Genomic DNA, 17,056 nt, shown 5'->3' on the forward strand with positions numbered 1-17,056 from the left:
CTCAAGCTGAGACGTCTTATTCCGATACGAAGTATAAGGGAAACCATGGATGGTTTTCTTTAACACACACGGAGGTGTGGTATGGATAAGATCAGCGGAATCCTTCCTTCAAGCGCAAGAACCCGTGCTGCAGATGTTTCGGCATCTCAGCCTGCGCGCCCAGGTGCTCCCGCATTTGGTCGTCCCGAAGGAAAAAATTCTTTGGGTGACAGAATTCAATTGAGCAAACAGCTGGAAGAAATGCGCCAGTCAGGAGTGATGCCGGAGCCCGAAGCTCCCATTAGCTATAAAACTCCTGAAATGAGCAAAAAGAAAGTTATCGAAGACTTGAATAAAGCTTTCTTCAGCAATCCAAAGTCTATCGCTCGTGAAAATGCAGAGACGACTCGCTCGGAAGAAGCTTTGAACAATGTCAAAGATGCTCAAGAGTTTTTCCCGACGAAGTCAGGTCCAATGGCTCAACCAGGAAGCCGTGGTCCTCAAGAGAACACAGCCGATAAGCCCCTTTAAAAATTCTTAAACCTGATGGCTCTCGACCGGCAACCAAAATGTAGTCGAGCGAGAGCTGTATCAGGCGACGAATGGCTGTAAGATTCCACTGGGGAGCACCCATTTGAATCAACATTTCTAGGCGAATCAGAGCCTGTTGGGGATCTTGCGCATGAAGCGTTCCAAAGCTTCCCGCATGTCCAGTGGCGAGCGCCATTAGAAAATCTTTGGCTTCAGCGCCACGTACCTCTCCCATAACCAATCGATCCGGTCTTAAACGTAAAGAGCGCTTCACCAGTTGCGTTTGATCAATACTAGGCAAAATTCCCTGTGGATCTTCCCGTGTCAGCAATTTCATGCTGGCGTTATTGGAAAGAGCTATTTCAGACGTATCCTCGATAACCACCACACGTTCATTAGCTGGTAGCAAGTTCAAGAGAGAATTCAGTACGGAGGTCTTTCCAGAACCGGTTGAGCCGATGACCAGAAAGTTCTTTTTCTTTTGAATCAGGTTTTTGAAAAATTCTATGGATGCTTCGTCACACCATTGATGTGCTTTCAGTCTTTCAAACGTCCAGGGATTTTTGGGATGACGACGCAAAGAAAGATGGGCGTGATTTTGAGTTAAATCGGCACCTATTAAGCTTAAACGAAAATCGCCAAAGCTGCTGTCCGCCGAAGGATGTTCAACGGTGATAAAACATTTTGCCGCCTGAGAAAGTCTTTCAATGCAGTTGCGAAAACTGATCTCAGATAAAAAACCATCTTGATGTTCCTGAAGACAGCCATTTTTTTCAAACCAGATTTTGTCAGGTCCGTTTACCAAAATTTCTGTCACAGCCTCGTCGTCCATCAGGCTGCACAGGGGACCCCAGGAATAGAATTCCTGGCGAAGCCTTTCACCGACACCTGCATCCAGCAAGGAAGTTTCATGCTCGATTAATTGATCGATCTTTTGCGAGCGCAGCTGGGTTTCTTCATCTGGCGAAAGCAAGAGCTCATTCAGCGGCAAATTCTGAATGGCATCCTGAAGATTGTGATAGTGCTGTTTAAGTAAAGAGATCATATATTGTTTGGCAACTCACCAATATGGCGGGGGCGATTTTCGCCGTTGTTTTCATTTTCGTTCATAATTGAGGGACGTACAAAGATTACCAATTCAGATTTGTTTTCGCGAAAGTCCTTGCTGGAAAATAGCGGGCCCAGGATCGGAATTCTGGAAAGCATCGGCAGTCCGCTGGAGCTATTTCCATCGTCGTTCTTAAGTAGTCCCGAGAGTGCAATCGTCTGCGGTCGTGTTAAATCAAAATGACTGGAAACCCGATTGGTTAAAACTCCAGGTACACCATCGACAGCGCGGGCTTGATCAAGGGTCGAGACTTCCGTTTCAATGGACAAACTGATTCTTCCAGCAGCATCCGCGCGGGGTTTTACTCTTAACAAAATTCCATATCTTTTCCATACGATATCTTGAACTTCGTAGTTCATGATTTTGATCGGAAATTCGCCACCCGCTAGAAATTCAGCCTCACTACCGCTGCGGCAAATGATGTTAGGGCTGGCTAGGATTTTGCCAAAACCTTTCTCTTCAAATGCATGCGCAGTAAAGACCGCCTCCCCCCAAACGTTGCCATCTTTGGGAAGTACAGTCGCAGAATACTCCTGGGGCCATTTGATACCATACTTCATAGCATTGGAATGAATGACTTCGGCCACGGTAATTTGAACTTTCACCGTAGGCGCAATATCCAGGCTCGTCTGATCTTTCACGATGGTGATGCCATAGGGCTGCAGTAGCTTCTGGTACTTACGCAAAATCAAATCATTACCAGCCACGCGAATTTCCGGAGCGGGTACGAATATAATTGTTTGTGGTGGGATTTTCGCTTTATTCAAAAGATCACCGATGAATTGCTGACTTTCATTTTGTAGAGTGGGCGACATAGCAGCACGCATCTGATAAGTGATACCCGAGTCCTTTAGCGAGTTGGCAAGCTTGGTCCAATCCTGCAATCTGTAAAGGCGACCCGTGACTAATAAATCACCTTCTCCGACCTCTGCGTTCATTCCGATAAATTTCGCTAATTGCTTTTTTAAATCGGACAGTGCCGCTCTTTTTCCCGGATGAACCACTTGGATGCGATAAAGATTTTCATCAACCCGAACGTTGGTGACACCTTCGCCAACGCCTTTGATATTTAAGCGCGAACCTGCGGCTTCTGCTTTCAGAATGGCCCGGTCTTGAATCCATACGGAGGACCGCGGATGAATGTTTAGACTGCTTGATTCCCCCAGGGAAAGGATGATTTCCTTGGTGGAGGCGAAGGTTAGATGAGAAAAAATCAGACAAAAGAAAAAGGTAAAGGTCTTCATGCGCATTGTCGCAGCAAGCTTTAAGCGCAAGCCTCGCAAGTTCATAGGCCTGTGAGCCTGCGAGGTTCGGACAGTTACGGATTTGCGAGAGGAAGCTCGAAAGAAACCATCACACCCTGATCCGTATTTTTAAATTGCAGGTGCGAGCCGTGAGCCTTCAGGATGGCTTGGCAAATCGTAAGTCCTAAGCCGGTGCCAGAAGAGTGGTGCATCACATCTTCATCGATATAGAAAGGCTTCATGATTTTTTCCACCACTTTGCTGGAAAGGTGAGGGCCGCGATTTGTTACAGAAAAGCGGGCAACACCGCCGTCGGGAACTACATTGACGTCGATTTCTGATCCGTCCTGACAGAATTTCGCAGCATTGTGAATCAATCGCTGCATGATTTGTTTTACCAAGCGTACGTCGGCCAAAACTCCGTTGGGTGAAACATGATTTACGACAGAGATACTTTTTTGATTCAAAAGATTTACGACTTCTTTAGGAAGATCGCTAAACTCCGAGAAAGAAACATTTTGCACATCAATCTTTAATTGATTCGTTTCTGCACGAACGATCAACAAAACATCGTCCACCAGATTCTTTAAGCGATCCGCGCTGCGAGAAATTCGATTCACCATCAGTTTATCTTCATCAGCCAGCGCAGATTCACTGAGGAGGGCCGAGAAGCTCAAGATCGAAGTCAGCGGAGTTTTCAATTCATGATTGATCAAAATCATGAAATTGGATTTTGCCACATCCAGGCTTTTCAACTCTTCCAAGGCTTTTGCCAATTCTGAATTTTTCGTTTTCAGTTCTTGACCCAAGGCGAATCTATCCACAGCATGATCCACTGTGTTTGCAAGATCTACGGGATCCCACGGCTTGGTGATGTATCTGAAAATTTGACCTTTGTTCACAGCTGAAATCACAGATTCCAAGTCCGTGTAGCCCGTCAAAAGAATGCGAACTGTTTCAGGATGAGATTCCAGAGTTTTTTCCAGAAATTCCACTCCAGTCATTTCCGGCATACGTTGGTCGGTAATGATCAACGCCAGTGCGCCTCGATGTTGGTCGAGAACCTCTAGCGCCTGCTTTCCAGACGTGGCCTTTAGTACAGTATATTTCTTTCGAAACAACCTCTCTAAGGCCTCTACGTTATCTATTTCGTCGTCAACACAAAGAATTGTGTGCTTGCTCATATGAAGGTAGTGTAGGATTTGAAGAGTACGAGTGCAAAGTATTTTCAAGAAGTACTTATGTTGTCATGGAAGACGGCGAGCATGGTCCAGAATACTCAATATTGGTCGGGATTGATCAATTTTGAGTCAAGTCTCTCCTCTATCCTGACGATTAGTATAACGAATATACGTTTTTTTCTTTTCAGGAGATCGAATATGAAATTATGGATTCGCGTTGCAACTCCACTGATGATTGTGTTGAGTTTCGCACTGAATGCCAAAGCCCAATACGCTGCCAACTATGGCATGGCCGGCACGGGCGTGTATGGAGGCATGCAACAATGCCCCTATAATTATGGCGGTGGTCAAGCAGCGGTAAGCGAAGACGACGACGTTGCTGATCTTAAACAGCAAATCGCTGAAATGAAAAAAGAAAAAGCAGAAAAAAAATCTGAATTGAAAAAAGCAGAACGAGACATGAAGTATGCTCGACGTGATATCGAAGACGTTGTTGCAGATAACTATGCTCAAACTCTTTTTGAACATATGGATGGTTCTAAATCCTGTGACGAGTACGAGGGCTATTCTGAAAATTTCACAGCTGACGGTATTGTTGAAGGTGAAGATGATCAGCCAAAAGCGGCTCCTAAAAGCAAAGCCGGTGATTTTTCTGCAGGTCAGTGGAATGGTCTAGATTCAAAAATGAATTATGTTTGTAACAGAAGCCAAAGAGGCGCAATCAATCCTGCAGCCTGCTTTGCTCCGTTCCAAGTTCAAGATCGTAAATTGGGTAGCGTTGACAGATGTAAAGCAGGTTTGAAGTCTTACAGTGCTTCAACTTTGAAAGCGAACAAACTTCGCAGTGATATCGAAAATATCGATCGCTCTATTGAATATGCTCAAGACCGTTTGAAAGATGCTCGTAAAGATGCTCTTCAAGCTCGTCAGGATGCTCAACGTGAGCAAACTGAAGCAGGTATCTGTCCAGACTGTGCGGCTTCAGGAAATGGTTATACATATACTAAGCCTCAAACCGACTGGACAAGCGTGATCGCGAACGTTGGTATGGGTCTGTTTGGTACTTACCTTGGTTACCAACAAAATAAATATGCTATCGAAAATGCAGCGAATCTTGGTTACCCGATGAATCCTGCTCCATCTTTCTTGATGGGCTTTCCTTATCTTGCAACGGGTTTGACGCAAGCATTGGGCGGTGGTTCTGGAGTTTACGGTGCGATGTCGACAGGGATCGGTGCCGGTGGTTTCGGTTGTGCGGGTCAAAATGGTGGAGCGTACGGAATGTACGGTCCTTATGGTGGCGCGAATGGAACTGGTATGTGGGGTAATCCTTATGGCATGCCAGGTGGTTCAATGGGCGGCGGTATTTATGCTGGCGGCATGGGACCTTGGGGTATGTCTGGTCCGATGGGTGGCATGATGGGCGGTTACCCAGGTATGGGTATGGGCATGGCTTATCCAGGCGGCATGGGCGCCTTCATTGGTGGTGGTGCAATTGGTGGAGCAATGACGGGGGCTTATTCAGGTGGAATGGGCTACGGCGCATATCCAGGTGGTATGGGTTACGGTTCTTACCCAGGCGGTATGGGCTTCGTTAATGGTGGCGGTCTTGCTGGAGCATATCCGGGTGGCATGGGCTACGGCGCATATCCAGGCGGTATGGGTTACGGTTCTTACCCAGGCGGTATGGGCTTTGTAAATGGTGGCGGTTTTGCTGGAGCATATCCGGGTGGTATGGCAATGGGTTCATATCCAGGGGGCATGGGTTACGGTTCTTACCCAGGTGGTATGGGCTTCGTAAATGGTGGCGGTCTTGCTGGAGCATATCCAGGTGGCATGGGTATGGGCATGGCTTATCCAGGCGGTATGGGCGGTTACGGAACTTACATGGGCGCTATGACCAGCGGTTACGCGGGTGATATGGGTATGATGCAAATGCAACAACAAATGATGCAAATGCAGATGCAACAGCAGCAAGCTTATTTCCAAGCTCAAATGCAACGTCAACAAGCTTCAGCGAGTGTTGTTTCTGAGATCATGAACTTGCAACAAAAACTTTATTACATCCAATCTGGCGCATACTCTGGCAGCACAGGTTACATCGGTGGTTCCGGTTCTTCTGGCTACTACAACACGGGTACTGTGACTTACCCAGGTGGTGTGATCATGGGTGGCAGCGGCACAGCAACAACTCCGGTTGGTACGGGTGTGACTGTTCCAGGCCAAGTTCCAATTCTTAATAACAATGGAACTTCGACTGGCGTCGGCACAGGTCGCTAATTTAAAAATTAAAACTTAAAAAGTATAAGGCCCTCTGATAAAACAGAGGGCCTTATGCATTTAAAGATCCCGCGTCTTTATGACAGTCATACTCACCTTTTAGCTACTGGCGAATTTGCGACAGGGCTGATGCTATTTGATCTGCCCAGCGCTGAAGCCATTCGCTATGTGTCTTTGCAGGGTAAGACCGCTTTTCGCGGTGGTTGGCTTGTGGGTTTTGGTTGGGATGAAAATAAATGGGCCGATAAAAAACTTCCGACCAAACAGCAGCTCGATGAAATATTCCCGAACTATCCTGTCTACCTTGCGCGAGCAGATGGTCACACCGCGTGGGTGAACTCTCAGGCATTGAAAGCTCTGGGGTTAGAGTCCGAAACGGGTTTGCTAAGCGAAAAAGATCACCTGCAAAGTTTCGATAAGATTCCGCCTTACGAAAAAGCCCAACAGCGCCTGCAAATTCTCGCTGCCTCTAAGATGTTTAATCGTGCGGGCTTCACTCATATCCGCGACATGTCCTGCACAGATTCCTTGTGGAATCTTTTGGTCGAAATGGAGGATGCGGGTGAGCTGACGTTAGCCATCGAGGAAAACTATACCATTCACGAATTGAAACAATTGGATCAAGCCATTGCTTCTGTTTTGATGGCACGAAAGCAACCAACGCGTCTGTTAAGAGCGAAGGGTATTAAAGTTTTCTATGATGGTTCTTTAGGTTCAGAGACCGCGTTATTGTCTCGTCCATACAACGGTGAGGGAAATAACTTTGGTAAGACTTTGTGGTCGTTAGAAGATGCCGAAGAAGTTCTGAAGCTGACTTGGGCTGCGGGGCTCGAAGTTTCTGTTCATACCATTGGAGACGAGGCCGCCCATCAAATCGTAAAGCTTGCACGTAAGGTGTCGGCACAAGGTTTTGTCGGACGTTTGAATTTGGAACATGCCCAGGTTTTAAGATCTGAAACGATTCAGATGATGAAGCCACTTCATGTGCGCTGTCATATGCAACCTTGTCACTGGTTGAGTGATCGTAAATGGTTGCAACAAAAGCTGCGTGGCCTTTATTCCTATGCCTTTCCGTGGGAAGCCTTAAAGAACGCACAGATCCCAATTTCATTTGGTTGCGACAGTCCGATTGAGCCAACTTCATTCTTTGCAAATAAGCAGGCTTTGGAAGAAAGCCCTAAGGAAAGAATCAAACGCTTTACGGGTGATTTGGCGGTGTATCACGGACATCCCGATGCGACGTGGACCGATTCATGGACTGTGATCCAAGATGATCGCATTCAAGAAGTTGTTTTTGACGGAAAAAGTTTAGACCTGACTTAAGGTTTTTCGACCACGATTTTTTTGTCTTTCAATCCGTAAGCCACAGCTCCGCCCACCAATAATATTCCTACCGGGTAAACCCAGGACTTGTTTTCGCTCAACCATTCACCAAAGCGGCTGCCTGAGGGCGGTGCATTTGCGGGTTTTAAACAGTCCTTTGAAAAAAACAAAGTACCAGCGCTTTGAATATTGAAATCATCAATACTGGTTGAAAATCCGCTGCAGCTGCCCTGAACCATGGGCACAAAAACGAAATGTTGCTGCATCAGCTGATTGTAAGTGCCTCGAAAACTCACTGCTTGGTGTGTGTCGGATAAAAGTTGAAATTCATATACAGCTTCAAGCGAAACTTCGAGTGAGTTTGCCGTGGAAATAGCGTAAGGATTTGATTCGATAACGAGCGTGTGGGCTGTGGGCCATTGGCGGCTGATGGCTAAAAAGTCAACTCTAACTTTTGCGCACTTTTCTAATGGCATGCCCAAAAGTCCGCGAACTTTACAGTTCACAGTTTTAATTTCGAAATTATTTTTTAGATCCGGTCGCTCCAAAAGTCTTGTGGAAAGATCATAAAGAAAATTTACGGAATTCAAACTTAACGGTCCGGTCTTTTGCAAGAGGCGAAGCGAGTCTGAAATATTCTTAGAACTCGCCTCTAGGTTTTCGCCGATGCGGTAAAGTTCTTCCTCTTGGCGGAGGTTTGTCTGTAGCTGCTGAACCAGGTGCTGGCTATAGGAAAGCATTTCGGAATGCTCTTTAAGGAAAGAGTTAAATTCAACTGGGCTGCTGCCTGGAGATTGAATCAATACTCCACTGCAGAATGCTTTAACCGAGATCAGAAGAATTAAAGTAATCGCGAGGATCTGTTTCATAATATTTCCTAGTTTGAGTATTCAATTCTGACGGCGTTTTGTTTTTCGGTGGTGGTCAACTTTCCACCACGTACTTCGGGATTTTGAACAACAGCGATAAAAGGTCCACTCTGTTGCAGAATTCTTTGTCCTTCGGTTTCTTTGACTAAAATGGCGAATTGATCTGGATTTCTGGGAGCACGAACAAGCTTCACTCGCGAAGCCACGCGAATTCCGCCTTTGCGCGTGTCCGTCGGTGCAAGATACAGATCGACGACACCGCCCATATTCCCGACGATGGAACTTAAGGCCTCAGCATTGGCAATTTCCAACGGGATCAGTGTGAGGCCTTGGGGAATAAACGTATCCAAAGATTCGGGAGTGGATTCTGATGCAACTGGTGCGGAAGGAGCCGGCTGATTATTTAAGAAAGCGATGATACCTAAGGTGATGAAACCACCCAGTAATAGTTTTTGCTCAAACTTAAGGTCTTTGAATTTATTAACGAGATTTGTCGTTTGAAAATTGGAAACGTTGATTTCTTTGTTTAATATTTTCATAACTTTTATACCCTTGATAGCCCTTGGATCTCACCGCGTTTTTGTTTTCATTGAACTTGCTAAGACCAATGCAAAACACCAGCAGAATGAAAAACATAAATAAGCAGGCTTCGATTAAAATTTGTCCCTGAGAATTTTTGGGGTCCATGAGGATCCTTTTTCTGTGACGGTGACAGCGCAGGATTTTTTGAATTTAAAATCTCCCGAGATGAATCCTTGCAGGTGCCTTTGCACACGGAGTTGGTATTGCCATTTATGCACCAAAGCTTGACGTTGCTCGATATCGGGATCCGTTCGGTAAGTCGGAGCAATGTCCGCGCCCTCCGGTGAAACGGCCAACCTGGGAGCGGTCTTTAATTCAATCCGTGCGCTGGTTTCAAAAAGACTTTTGTAATCCGTGATCTCGGAAGTCAGCAATCCGAGCTTTCGCGCGGTATTTTGTTGCGCCGTTTGCAGAGCAGAGTTTCCCGCCATAACGATGGCTTTCTGGCGAAGATTTAAAATTTCCTGTTTTCCTTGAACGTAACGTAACCGAGCTTCCGCCTTGGCGATTGCATATGGATTTGTCGACATTTCTGCAGCTATAAGAGCAGCTTTCGCACTTTTTTCTTCCGCAATCAATCGAGTCGCTTTGGGATTCAGTTTTAAAAGTGCATCTATCTGCTTGCCTGCTTTCTCTTGCCCATCAATCCCACCACTGCGACAGGTATAAAGAAAGCGTTGTTCGATTTGCAGAAACGTCATGGCGGCATAACTTGCCAGTCCAGCGGCAAGGACGACAGGCAAAAGAACGACCATCAATGCCAGAGCAAAACCTTTTTGATTGGGCTTTTTCATAGATTGCCTTTAAGTGGAAACTTCATTTCTTTGCGAATCAGGATTTGATTCTGGATTTTAACTTCGCCATGCAACGTGTATCTTTTTCCCGAGCCGCGTTGGCTTAAACGAAGCTCTGGTGTTTCTTTATTCAGAAGAACTTTTTGGATATGACTTTTGAATTCTTTTTCACAGAGGGAGAGGCTCTTTGAATCCGTACAAATCATTGCTTCATGAAGAGCCGCATCCGCATAGAAGTAAACTAGAGAGCGATAGGCGGCGAAAAACAGGATTGTGATAAAGGCCAACAAAACCGGAAAGATTAAGATGGCCTCAATCAGTCCCTGTCCTTTATTTGCCTTTGGATTTATTCGATGATTTGTCATTGACGGCGTCTTCAAAGAAATTTCCGAAGTCGCGTTTCTTGTACATGCCTTCAGTGACTTCTTTGGCTGCGACTTTGCCGGAGTCTCCTCCCAAAGCTTTGGCAACGTTTGCGAATTGGACGTCGATGTTAGCACCGACGACTTTGATCACAGCAATACTGCCAACTGCAACGATGGCGACGATAATAAGATACTCGATAAGGCCTTGGCCTTTTTTATTTTTGATGAATCTGGTTTTGTTCATGGATCAAACCTCCGCAGGTGAGGTTTGCAAATACGGAACGGGGATTTGAATCAAAGAAATGGGAGTGGGATCTCGTCAGTCGGACAAAACCGTCGGCAGAAATAAAAAAAGGGAGCTTGTGGCTCCCTTTTTTAAAACTATTTAGAACTTTCTTTAATGAACAGAGTCAGATAGTGGCGAACCATGTATTCCAACTTCACCGGTTGGTTTTGGTAAGTCCAGATCAACTCACCAAACGCACCCCATTTAGCTTCCACAACATGCTCATCCATCACGTTCGTAGCTTGCGATTCCGCAGCACCTGGAGTTGGAATGTAGTTTGTGCCGATAAAGTTAAAGCGAACGCTGATTTGTCCCGGGCCTTTTAATGAGAAGATCATTTTAAAGCCGTTACGGAACAACATAAAGTCAGCATGAGTTTTTGCGATACCGTAGATTTTAATGCGACCCAAAGCGGAAGGCTTTAGTTCGTTAAATGCTGAAGATGAATCTACAAATTCGGTTTTTAGAGCCAACAGGAACTGGATAGTTTCGCCCACAAGAATCTTGTCAGCGTCAAAGCCAAAACTCATATCAATAAGTCCGGACTCTTCCATTTGTTGTTCAGCTTTCACAAGTTCTTTAATCCAGCTGATTTTTTCCATCGACTGTCCCCCCAAATACAATAAGCACCAATCCTGGGCGCTAGTTGTCATTATCTTTAATAATTTCGGGGGGATCAATCTTTGTCAAGGCGGACGGGTTTGGCTCGCCGCGACGCAAGGCTTCAAAAGGTGGAGGGAGGGGCTCTTCGTGGATCCCAAGTCGTCCTGGGTTTTTCGCGACACGGGCGTCCGGCCCTCAGCCGCCGCCCGCCTTTGGCGGGTTCGCGCATCGTGCGCCGGCGGAGGTCGCGAAAATCCCAGGACGCCTCGGGCCCACTGCGTGCCCCTCCCTCCACCTTTTGAAACCTTGCTTTGCTCGGTTTCGGTTCTTCAGAAAGTGAGATCAATCGAAGGGAGTTCGTTAATTACTAGCTTAAGAAAAGGGGGACGGGTTTTTAGTTTTTTGGGGTGTAGGTTCTTAGGGGTGGGGCTTGGTCGGTGTACCGGAATAGTTCTAGTGGGGGGATTTGGATGTTGTTTTTTGTTTTTGTGATTTTTAGTTGAGACGTGGTTGTGCCTTCTTCGACTTTGAGGCCTTCGATGGATTTTAGGTATTGGGTTAGGGTGATGTGTTCGTTGTTGATTTTTATTTGGGTCGCGTAGGGGCTTACCAATAGGTAGAGCTCGCCTTCTAGGTTTAGTAGGTCGATGGTTTTTTGTAGGGCTTGGCTTAGGTTCGCTGTGTAGGAAAGGACGCCGTAGACGTCTGTTATGATGTCGGCTTTTTTCCAGGTTGGGGTTGGCATTGCCTCGTAGGCGCCTTCTTCGATTTTTAGTTTTCCTTCATAGGATGAGGGCTTGAACCAGCGATCCAGTTTGAAGGCTACGGCTGTGGCTTGCGGGGCTTGGTTTTTGTTTGCGAATGATTTTAGGAAGTCGATTTGGGCGGTGGCTTTGCCGGCACCTAGGTCGATCCAATGTTGATTTGCAGTCAGGTTTGCGATGCTGTTTTTGAAATCGGGGTGAAGGTCGCGGGCGTATTCTTCGAAGTGGCGGTTTGTGACGAATTTGTTTTTTGCGACTCTTTCGGAGATGTAGGCGGCTTTTTCTGGAGTGAAGACTTGGGCGCAAAGGTCTGCAGCTTGAACTTGGAATGCGAAAGTTAAAAGCAGGGCTGTTGCTAAAATCAAGTGTCTCAAAATGAGACGTGCTGTCGAACTGCGGTGATTGTGACCGAAACTGGGCACTGCGAACGAGCGCAAAAAGCGTCTGAATTGAGAGCAGGATTTTATCTTCATCTTGCTCTTTGTAATTACAAATTATGGGCCAGGAATTTTAATCGGCTTTGTTTTAAAAGCCGGTGATTTGAATCGAGGTTTGGATCGCAGTTTCGGAGCCTTTCGGCGCATTGAATGCCTGATAGACACCGACGATGAAATTCACCGGAGCGATAAAGCCCAAAGTGGTTTCTAGGTGAGCTTCTGCACCGGCGCTCCAGAAACTGCGCTTCATGTTGATGGCGTTATAGACAATCTGATTGGTGGAATCATTGACCAAAACCCCATCGGCGGCGACGCCATCGACGGTGAGGGCTCCAGTCACCCGACGGAAGAAAACCGGCAGAGTGCCGGAACCTTTGTAAACATTTGAAATCGGAAAGCGGTACTCGCTGGTGAAGCTTGCCATGTTGCGACCGTAAACTTGCCCACGGGCATAGCCGCGCAAAATGTATTGTGGCAAGGGGCTGTCTTGAGTCAGCACGATATTCTGGGAGGAAGCTCCATATAACGAAGAGATCACTTCGGGTGTGAACATTCCATTTAAGCGCAACATCAGTGAATGATGTTTTGGAAGAAAACGCGAATTATAAGCGGTGATCCCGGCGATAAATTGCGAGTGATGCAGATAATCTTCGTGCTGGATATAATTGTAAGCACCCAGATAAAAACTGCCGCCGGATTCAGGAGAGATTTGTGCTCCGGATTTGCTGTAGTTCGTGTAGGAAAAATAAGCGTACGGGCCTGTTCTTTGAGTCATCGGATTAGCGGAAAGAACCACTTCACGTCGCAGATATTGCCAACCTAGTTGCAAGCTCGTGTAACGGGATAACCAAAACATGTCTGGCAAAACCGCGCCCGCATAAGACGTGTCCGTGAGTTTGTTGTCGACTGTTCCGATATAGCTGCTTCGTGTGTAACCGTTTAATAAAAACGGCAGGTTCGTTTGTTGATTCGTATAAGCGGCATCAATGCCGCCTCTGTTAATCGCCGTGTCCCAAGTCGCAATGATCGTATAGGAATGCTTTTTCAATGGGTCAAAGCCCATCGTGATCGCCTCTAAAATCAAACCCGTATCGCTCGAAGAACCCGCAATGAACGGAACCCAGAAACGAGGCCATAAATATCCACCGGCTGAGTAATCTTCAATCTCTCCCTGGCGGACAGCCGTTTCGGCACGCGCCTGATCCACGGCCAATTCCTGCTCCGTTGGGGGAGTGTAGCGATCGGCCATCATCGGAGTGATGTGGGGTAATTCCTGGGGAGTGGCCTTCCAGTCCTCAGGTTTGTAAGCGACGACTTTCAGACCTTGCGATGTCATCGAAGTGGCAAAAAGTTCCTGCAATGAAGGATCGATATCGGCAGAAAAAACGGAGGTCAAAGTGTGAGTCAGGGGCTTTGCGGAAAACAATCTTTCGTCCGCCACATAGATATTCTGCGTTCCGTTTTTGCTTGAAGTAAAGATCAGGCCTGCGACAGTTTTGCGAGGAAAACGTGCATCCGGAAAATCCGCGAGGATCTTTTCGACCGCTTTGCTGGAGAATTTATATGTATAAAGATACTCACTGCCATCATGACGAAGTGAAAAGACGATCGTGTCGTCATTCCAAAACACTGGATAGGAAATGCGGTCCATCATCGGAGCGGAGAAAAGAATTTTTACCTCTTTATTATCTTCCGGGGATCCCAGCGTTGCCAGGTGGGTTTTGCCGCCCTCGAGTTTAACAAAGACGATTTTATTTCCATCGGGAGACACCGACGGTTCACGAGCCCGTAAGCCTCGAGTCAAACGCGTGGTTTTCTTTTTGCCGATATCGAACTGAAAAAGATCAGAGAATCGATCGACCTTATTTGTCACATCGATTTTGTCATACACGATTTTTTCGGAATCAGGATACCAACTGACTCTTTGAATGCTTCCGGAAGGAGGTTCATCCATGGTTAAAGTCGGAGTGAAGTTCTGGTCGAATTTCTCGATCGTGTCAGTTTCTTTGGCATCCATGAAGCTGGTCTTGGTGTCTTCACGAACGATGATTTTAACAGCGCGGTTGTTTGAATCATCCTCCGTCACCACCGCCATGCGTTTACCATCAGGAGAAATCGCGGGTGCTGTTAAAAACAGATAGGCGTTTCTCAAAGGTATAAATGGAGTCGGCAGAACCTCGCGCAAAGTTTTCAGCTGAGTTTGAGCACGGACTTGGGTTTCGTTTAAGGCTTTTGCATATTGCGCTGAATATTCCATGCCCAGATTTTCTTCAGCAGGAGTTTCAAGGAAATACGGAATGCGACGCCCATGCCGCTGGTTCAGGGCATCGACGACCTTTTTACCCTGATCGGCCAGGATCTGACTCCACATCAAGGATCCAAAAATATAAGGACGAGAGCCTTCGGGCCATGTCGGAATATTTTCGTTAATTTCAGCGATGGTATATTTAAAGAGGGTTTGGTCTTCAACCATCGCGCGCACCAAGGAGTCTTGATAAGAGGAGCGCAGGCGGCCTTTATTACCAAGGCGAGTTTCCATTTCCACCGCCAGACCCTCTTTCCACCAATTAGGCAAAACCAAATTAGGCGCCACCACCGAACCGAACACCGCGCGTAGGGGAACCATGATTCCGCCGGCGGGCTCAAAGTTTAAGATATGCGTGTATTCGTGAGCTAAAAGTTCGAAAGCCCAATCCCCCGTGTCGGCCAAGCTTTCTTCGGGTCCCGGCAAAACCGGGTAAGCCATGATATGTGGATAAGGAAGGCGGGTTGCATAGCCATTCGTTATGTCGGTTTTGTCGTTGATAACCACTGTTGTTTTGGGTGGGGCTTCACTAAAGTAAATTTGCAATTGGTAATACGCGCGTTCTAATTTTTCAGCATAGTGAAGACTAAGGTCCTGCTGCTCGGCATTATAGATAACTTCAAAGTGGGGAGTGGTGAGTGTCTTCCATTTAATGTTTGGTTGAACTTCCCACTGTGCAAACACAGACGGAGAAGACAGCAAACAAAGCAGAGTAATGGCTCGAACTAAAAAAATCTGCATATTTCCGTCTCATTATTTGGCAGTTACAGCAACGCAACACACTTTAAGAAAGCAAAGGTTTGACAATAAGCCGCTATAAATTAAAGTTTTTACTGTGTTAATTGTACCTATTCGAACTTCATAGGAGGACATCATGGTTCGTAAATTGGCTCTAGGTCTTGTTGCATGTGCAATGGTAGTTGGTTGTAAAAATAAACAAGCTCAATCAGATGCAAACATTCAAACTTCACCAACTGGAAACACTGCAATTGAATCAACGCCAATGAGCTTTGATCCAGCAGGTTCTGACTCTGGTAAAATTGCTGGTCTAGTAACTGTTCACTTCGGTTACGACAAATCTAGCTTGGATGCGGCTTCTAAAAAAGATATCGCAACTAACGTAGACTGGATGAAAAAGAACGGTAACGTGAAAGTACAAATCGAAGGTCACTGTGACTCTCGTGGTACTATCGAGTACAACGTAGCTTTGGGTGAGCGTCGTGCTAACGCAGTTAAAGCTTACATGGTTTCTTTGGGTATCCCAGCTGATCGTTTGAGCACTATCTCTTACGGTAAAGAAAAACCAGTTGCTAACGGTGACTCTGAAGAAGCATGGGGCAAAAACCGCCGCGCTAACTTCGTACCTGCTCAGTAATTAAGAAAGGGTTGACGTGACTTTGACCAGATTATTCATCGGAGTTTTGATTTTTTCGGTGATGGTTGGTTGTCAGACTGTCCCTGCCCCTATCGAAGATTATTCACTTGCCCGGGCCGCTATTGATGCGGCCCGAGCTGTTCAAGCTGCCCGCCACTCGCCAGGATATTGGCATCAGGCTGAAGAAGCCTATCGCAAAGGTCGCATCTTTTACGATGACCGTGATTATGCCCGCGCTAAAGAACAATTTGTAAGAGCGAAATTCGCTGCTGAAAAAGCAGAGAACTCGGCTCGTTTGATTCGTCAGAAGACCGGAGATATTTTATGAAGTTACTTGTTACCTTGGCTGCTATTTCTCTATTCATGACCGGCTGTCTGCAAACTCGTAATGATGTTCGCGACAACGAACAACGCCAAGTCTATCAACAACAAGTATCTACAATGCAACGTCAGACAGCTGATGCTGGCAATCGCTTCTCCGACATGGAAGAGCAAATGCGCGCAATGAATGGCCGTATTGACGTGGTTGAAAACAACCTGCAAAACAACAACCTCGAAAAACAACTTAGAAACACCCAACAACAAAACGAAGCTTTGAATAAAAAGATCGATTTGTTGCAAGAGGGCTTCACGAACCTGGAAAAACAAGTTTACGCCTTGAACGCTCAGGTAAATGCGATGAACGCGAGCCGCCAGGCTGCGGAAGCGGCGGCCACTGCGGCTGCCGAGAAAGCTGCTGCTGAAAAAGCAGCCGAGAAAGCCGAAAGATCCAAAAAGAGTGGATACGAAATCGGCCAGGAACAATTTAATAAAAAAGAGTGGAAACAGGCGATCTTGAGTTTCCAAAAATACCGTGATGAATCTCCGAAGGGTTCTCACTTTGCCGATGCAACCTACAAAATCGGCGTTTCCTTCCAGGAATTGGGCATGAAAGAGGAAGCTAAAACCTTTTTTGATGAGGTTTTAAGCAAATTTCCTAAGTCAGATGAAGCTCGTCGTGCTAAGATTCGTTTGAAGGGTTTAAAATAAG

17 protein-coding genes are annotated in these 17,056 nt (G+C 46.3%); 6 read left to right on the forward strand and 11 right to left on the reverse strand.

Features of this window, described 5'->3' with window-relative positions:
* Positions 1-81 precede the first annotated feature (81 nt).
* Positions 82-510 carry a hypothetical protein gene (locus tag ACLSU7_RS14740; protein ID WP_413292677.1) on the forward strand — a complete coding sequence of 143 codons (429 nt, stop codon included), beginning with the start codon at positions 82-84 and terminating at the stop codon, positions 508-510.
* On the opposite strand, the gene ACLSU7_RS14745 is transcribed toward ACLSU7_RS14740, so the two are convergent.
* Genes ACLSU7_RS14745 through ACLSU7_RS14755 form a run of 3 tightly spaced genes read right to left on the reverse strand, consistent with a single transcriptional unit; the run spans position 413 to position 4,046 of the window.
* The gene (locus ACLSU7_RS14745; RefSeq protein WP_413292678.1) at positions 413-1,555 is read right to left on the reverse strand and encodes a CpaF family protein; all 1,143 of its coding nucleotides are present in this window, start codon (positions 1,553-1,555) and stop codon (positions 413-415) included. The genes ACLSU7_RS14740 and ACLSU7_RS14745 overlap by 98 nt on opposite strands.
* The gene (locus tag ACLSU7_RS14750) at positions 1,552-2,907 is read right to left on the reverse strand and encodes a pilus assembly protein (protein ID WP_413292679.1); all 1,356 of its coding nucleotides are present in this window, start codon (positions 2,905-2,907) and stop codon (positions 1,552-1,554) included. The genes ACLSU7_RS14745 and ACLSU7_RS14750 overlap by 4 nt, the downstream gene beginning before the upstream one ends.
* A gap of 29 nt (positions 2,908-2,936) precedes the next feature.
* Positions 2,937-4,046: a response regulator gene (locus ACLSU7_RS14755; RefSeq protein ID WP_413292680.1), complete on the reverse strand. Its 1,110-nt coding sequence runs from the start codon at positions 4,044-4,046 to the stop codon at positions 2,937-2,939.
* A gap of 195 nt (positions 4,047-4,241) precedes the next feature.
* Between ACLSU7_RS14755 and ACLSU7_RS14760 the strand changes: the two genes are divergently transcribed.
* The gene (locus ACLSU7_RS14760; protein ID WP_413292681.1) at positions 4,242-6,323 is read left to right on the forward strand and encodes a hypothetical protein; all 2,082 of its coding nucleotides are present in this window, start codon (positions 4,242-4,244) and stop codon (positions 6,321-6,323) included.
* Positions 6,324-6,377: 54 nt separating this feature from the next.
* Positions 6,378-7,646 carry an amidohydrolase gene (locus tag ACLSU7_RS14765; protein ID WP_413292682.1) on the forward strand — a complete coding sequence of 423 codons (1,269 nt, stop codon included), beginning with the start codon at positions 6,378-6,380 and terminating at the stop codon, positions 7,644-7,646.
* On the opposite strand, the gene ACLSU7_RS14770 is transcribed toward ACLSU7_RS14765, so the two are convergent.
* From ACLSU7_RS14770 to ACLSU7_RS14805, 8 genes are all read right to left on the reverse strand, one after another.
* On the reverse strand, positions 7,643-8,515 hold the full coding sequence (locus ACLSU7_RS14770; RefSeq protein WP_413292683.1) for a hypothetical protein: 873 nt from the start codon (positions 8,513-8,515) through the stop codon (positions 7,643-7,645). The genes ACLSU7_RS14765 and ACLSU7_RS14770 overlap by 4 nt on opposite strands.
* Positions 8,516-8,523: 8 nt before the next feature.
* Positions 8,524-9,054 carry a hypothetical protein gene (locus tag ACLSU7_RS14775; protein ID WP_413292684.1) on the reverse strand — a complete coding sequence of 177 codons (531 nt, stop codon included), beginning with the start codon at positions 9,052-9,054 and terminating at the stop codon, positions 8,524-8,526.
* A gap of 114 nt (positions 9,055-9,168) precedes the next feature.
* Entirely contained in the window at positions 9,169-9,891 is a 723-nt protein-coding gene (locus ACLSU7_RS14780; protein WP_413292685.1) for a hypothetical protein, read from the reverse strand.
* Complete coding sequence (locus ACLSU7_RS14785; protein ID WP_413292686.1) at positions 9,888-10,256, reverse strand: TadE family protein; 369 nt, start codon at positions 10,254-10,256, stop codon at positions 9,888-9,890. Before ACLSU7_RS14785 ends, ACLSU7_RS14780 begins: the two co-directional genes overlap by 4 nt.
* On the reverse strand, positions 10,222-10,500 hold the full coding sequence (locus ACLSU7_RS14790) for a Flp family type IVb pilin (protein ID WP_413292687.1): 279 nt from the start codon (positions 10,498-10,500) through the stop codon (positions 10,222-10,224). The genes ACLSU7_RS14785 and ACLSU7_RS14790 overlap by 35 nt, the downstream gene beginning before the upstream one ends.
* 137 nt (positions 10,501-10,637) lie before the next feature.
* On the reverse strand, positions 10,638-11,144 hold the full coding sequence (locus tag ACLSU7_RS14795; protein ID WP_413292688.1) for a hypothetical protein: 507 nt from the start codon (positions 11,142-11,144) through the stop codon (positions 10,638-10,640).
* Between the two features lie 395 nt (positions 11,145-11,539).
* A complete protein-coding gene (locus ACLSU7_RS14800) occupies positions 11,540-12,382 on the reverse strand; it encodes a hypothetical protein (protein WP_413292689.1) in 843 nt (280 codons plus the stop codon).
* 52 nt (positions 12,383-12,434) lie between these two features.
* On the reverse strand, positions 12,435-15,392 hold the full coding sequence (locus ACLSU7_RS14805) for a hypothetical protein (RefSeq protein WP_413292690.1): 2,958 nt from the start codon (positions 15,390-15,392) through the stop codon (positions 12,435-12,437).
* Between the two features lie 133 nt (positions 15,393-15,525).
* On the opposite strand from ACLSU7_RS14805, the gene pal reads away from it, so the two are divergent.
* The 3 genes from pal to ACLSU7_RS14820 are packed head-to-tail and all read left to right on the forward strand — an operon-like array spanning position 15,526 to position 17,055.
* Positions 15,526-16,026, forward strand: a complete 501-nt coding sequence (gene pal, locus ACLSU7_RS14810; protein ID WP_142701508.1) for a peptidoglycan-associated lipoprotein Pal — start codon at positions 15,526-15,528, stop codon at positions 16,024-16,026.
* A gap of 16 nt (positions 16,027-16,042) precedes the next feature.
* The gene (locus tag ACLSU7_RS14815; RefSeq protein ID WP_413292691.1) at positions 16,043-16,354 is read left to right on the forward strand and encodes a hypothetical protein; all 312 of its coding nucleotides are present in this window, start codon (positions 16,043-16,045) and stop codon (positions 16,352-16,354) included.
* Positions 16,351-17,055 carry a tetratricopeptide repeat protein gene (locus tag ACLSU7_RS14820; protein WP_413292692.1) on the forward strand — a complete coding sequence of 235 codons (705 nt, stop codon included), beginning with the start codon at positions 16,351-16,353 and terminating at the stop codon, positions 17,053-17,055. Before ACLSU7_RS14815 ends, ACLSU7_RS14820 begins: the two co-directional genes overlap by 4 nt.
* Position 17,056 lies beyond the last annotated feature (1 nt).

Source organism: Bdellovibrio sp. HCB185ZH, from assembly GCF_047302455.1.
Lineage (GTDB): Bacteria > Bdellovibrionota > Bdellovibrionia > Bdellovibrionales > Bdellovibrionaceae > Bdellovibrio.

Excerpts from the sequence above, each read along its gene's own strand:
- ACLSU7_RS14745 (WP_413292678.1), bottom strand. The coding sequence starts at position 1,555 with ATGATCTCTTTACTTAAACAGCACTATCACAATCTTCAGGATGCCATT.
- ACLSU7_RS14775 (WP_413292684.1), bottom strand. The coding sequence starts at position 9,054 with ATGAAAATATTAAACAAAGAAATCAACGTTTCCAATTTTCAAACGACA.
- ACLSU7_RS14820 (WP_413292692.1), top strand. The coding sequence starts at position 16,351 with ATGAAGTTACTTGTTACCTTGGCTGCTATTTCTCTATTCATGACCGGC.
- ACLSU7_RS14760 (WP_413292681.1), top strand. The coding sequence starts at position 4,242 with ATGAAATTATGGATTCGCGTTGCAACTCCACTGATGATTGTGTTGAGT.
- ACLSU7_RS14770 (WP_413292683.1), bottom strand. The coding sequence starts at position 8,515 with ATGAAACAGATCCTCGCGATTACTTTAATTCTTCTGATCTCGGTTAAA.
- ACLSU7_RS14795 (WP_413292688.1), bottom strand. The coding sequence starts at position 11,144 with ATGGAAAAAATCAGCTGGATTAAAGAACTTGTGAAAGCTGAACAACAA.
- ACLSU7_RS14755 (WP_413292680.1), bottom strand. The coding sequence starts at position 4,046 with ATGAGCAAGCACACAATTCTTTGTGTTGACGACGAAATAGATAACGTA.
- ACLSU7_RS14740 (WP_413292677.1), top strand. The coding sequence starts at position 82 with ATGGATAAGATCAGCGGAATCCTTCCTTCAAGCGCAAGAACCCGTGCT.
- ACLSU7_RS14805 (WP_413292690.1), bottom strand. The coding sequence starts at position 15,392 with ATGCAGATTTTTTTAGTTCGAGCCATTACTCTGCTTTGTTTGCTGTCT.
- ACLSU7_RS14800 (WP_413292689.1), bottom strand. The coding sequence starts at position 12,382 with ATGAAGATAAAATCCTGCTCTCAATTCAGACGCTTTTTGCGCTCGTTC.
- ACLSU7_RS14765 (WP_413292682.1), top strand. The coding sequence starts at position 6,378 with ATGCATTTAAAGATCCCGCGTCTTTATGACAGTCATACTCACCTTTTA.
- ACLSU7_RS14790 (WP_413292687.1), bottom strand. The coding sequence starts at position 10,500 with ATGAACAAAACCAGATTCATCAAAAATAAAAAAGGCCAAGGCCTTATC.
- pal (WP_142701508.1), top strand. The coding sequence starts at position 15,526 with ATGGTTCGTAAATTGGCTCTAGGTCTTGTTGCATGTGCAATGGTAGTT.
- ACLSU7_RS14785 (WP_413292686.1), bottom strand. The coding sequence starts at position 10,256 with ATGACAAATCATCGAATAAATCCAAAGGCAAATAAAGGACAGGGACTG.
- ACLSU7_RS14750 (WP_413292679.1), bottom strand. The coding sequence starts at position 2,907 with ATGAACTTGCGAGGCTTGCGCTTAAAGCTTGCTGCGACAATGCGCATG.
- ACLSU7_RS14780 (WP_413292685.1), bottom strand. The coding sequence starts at position 9,891 with ATGAAAAAGCCCAATCAAAAAGGTTTTGCTCTGGCATTGATGGTCGTT.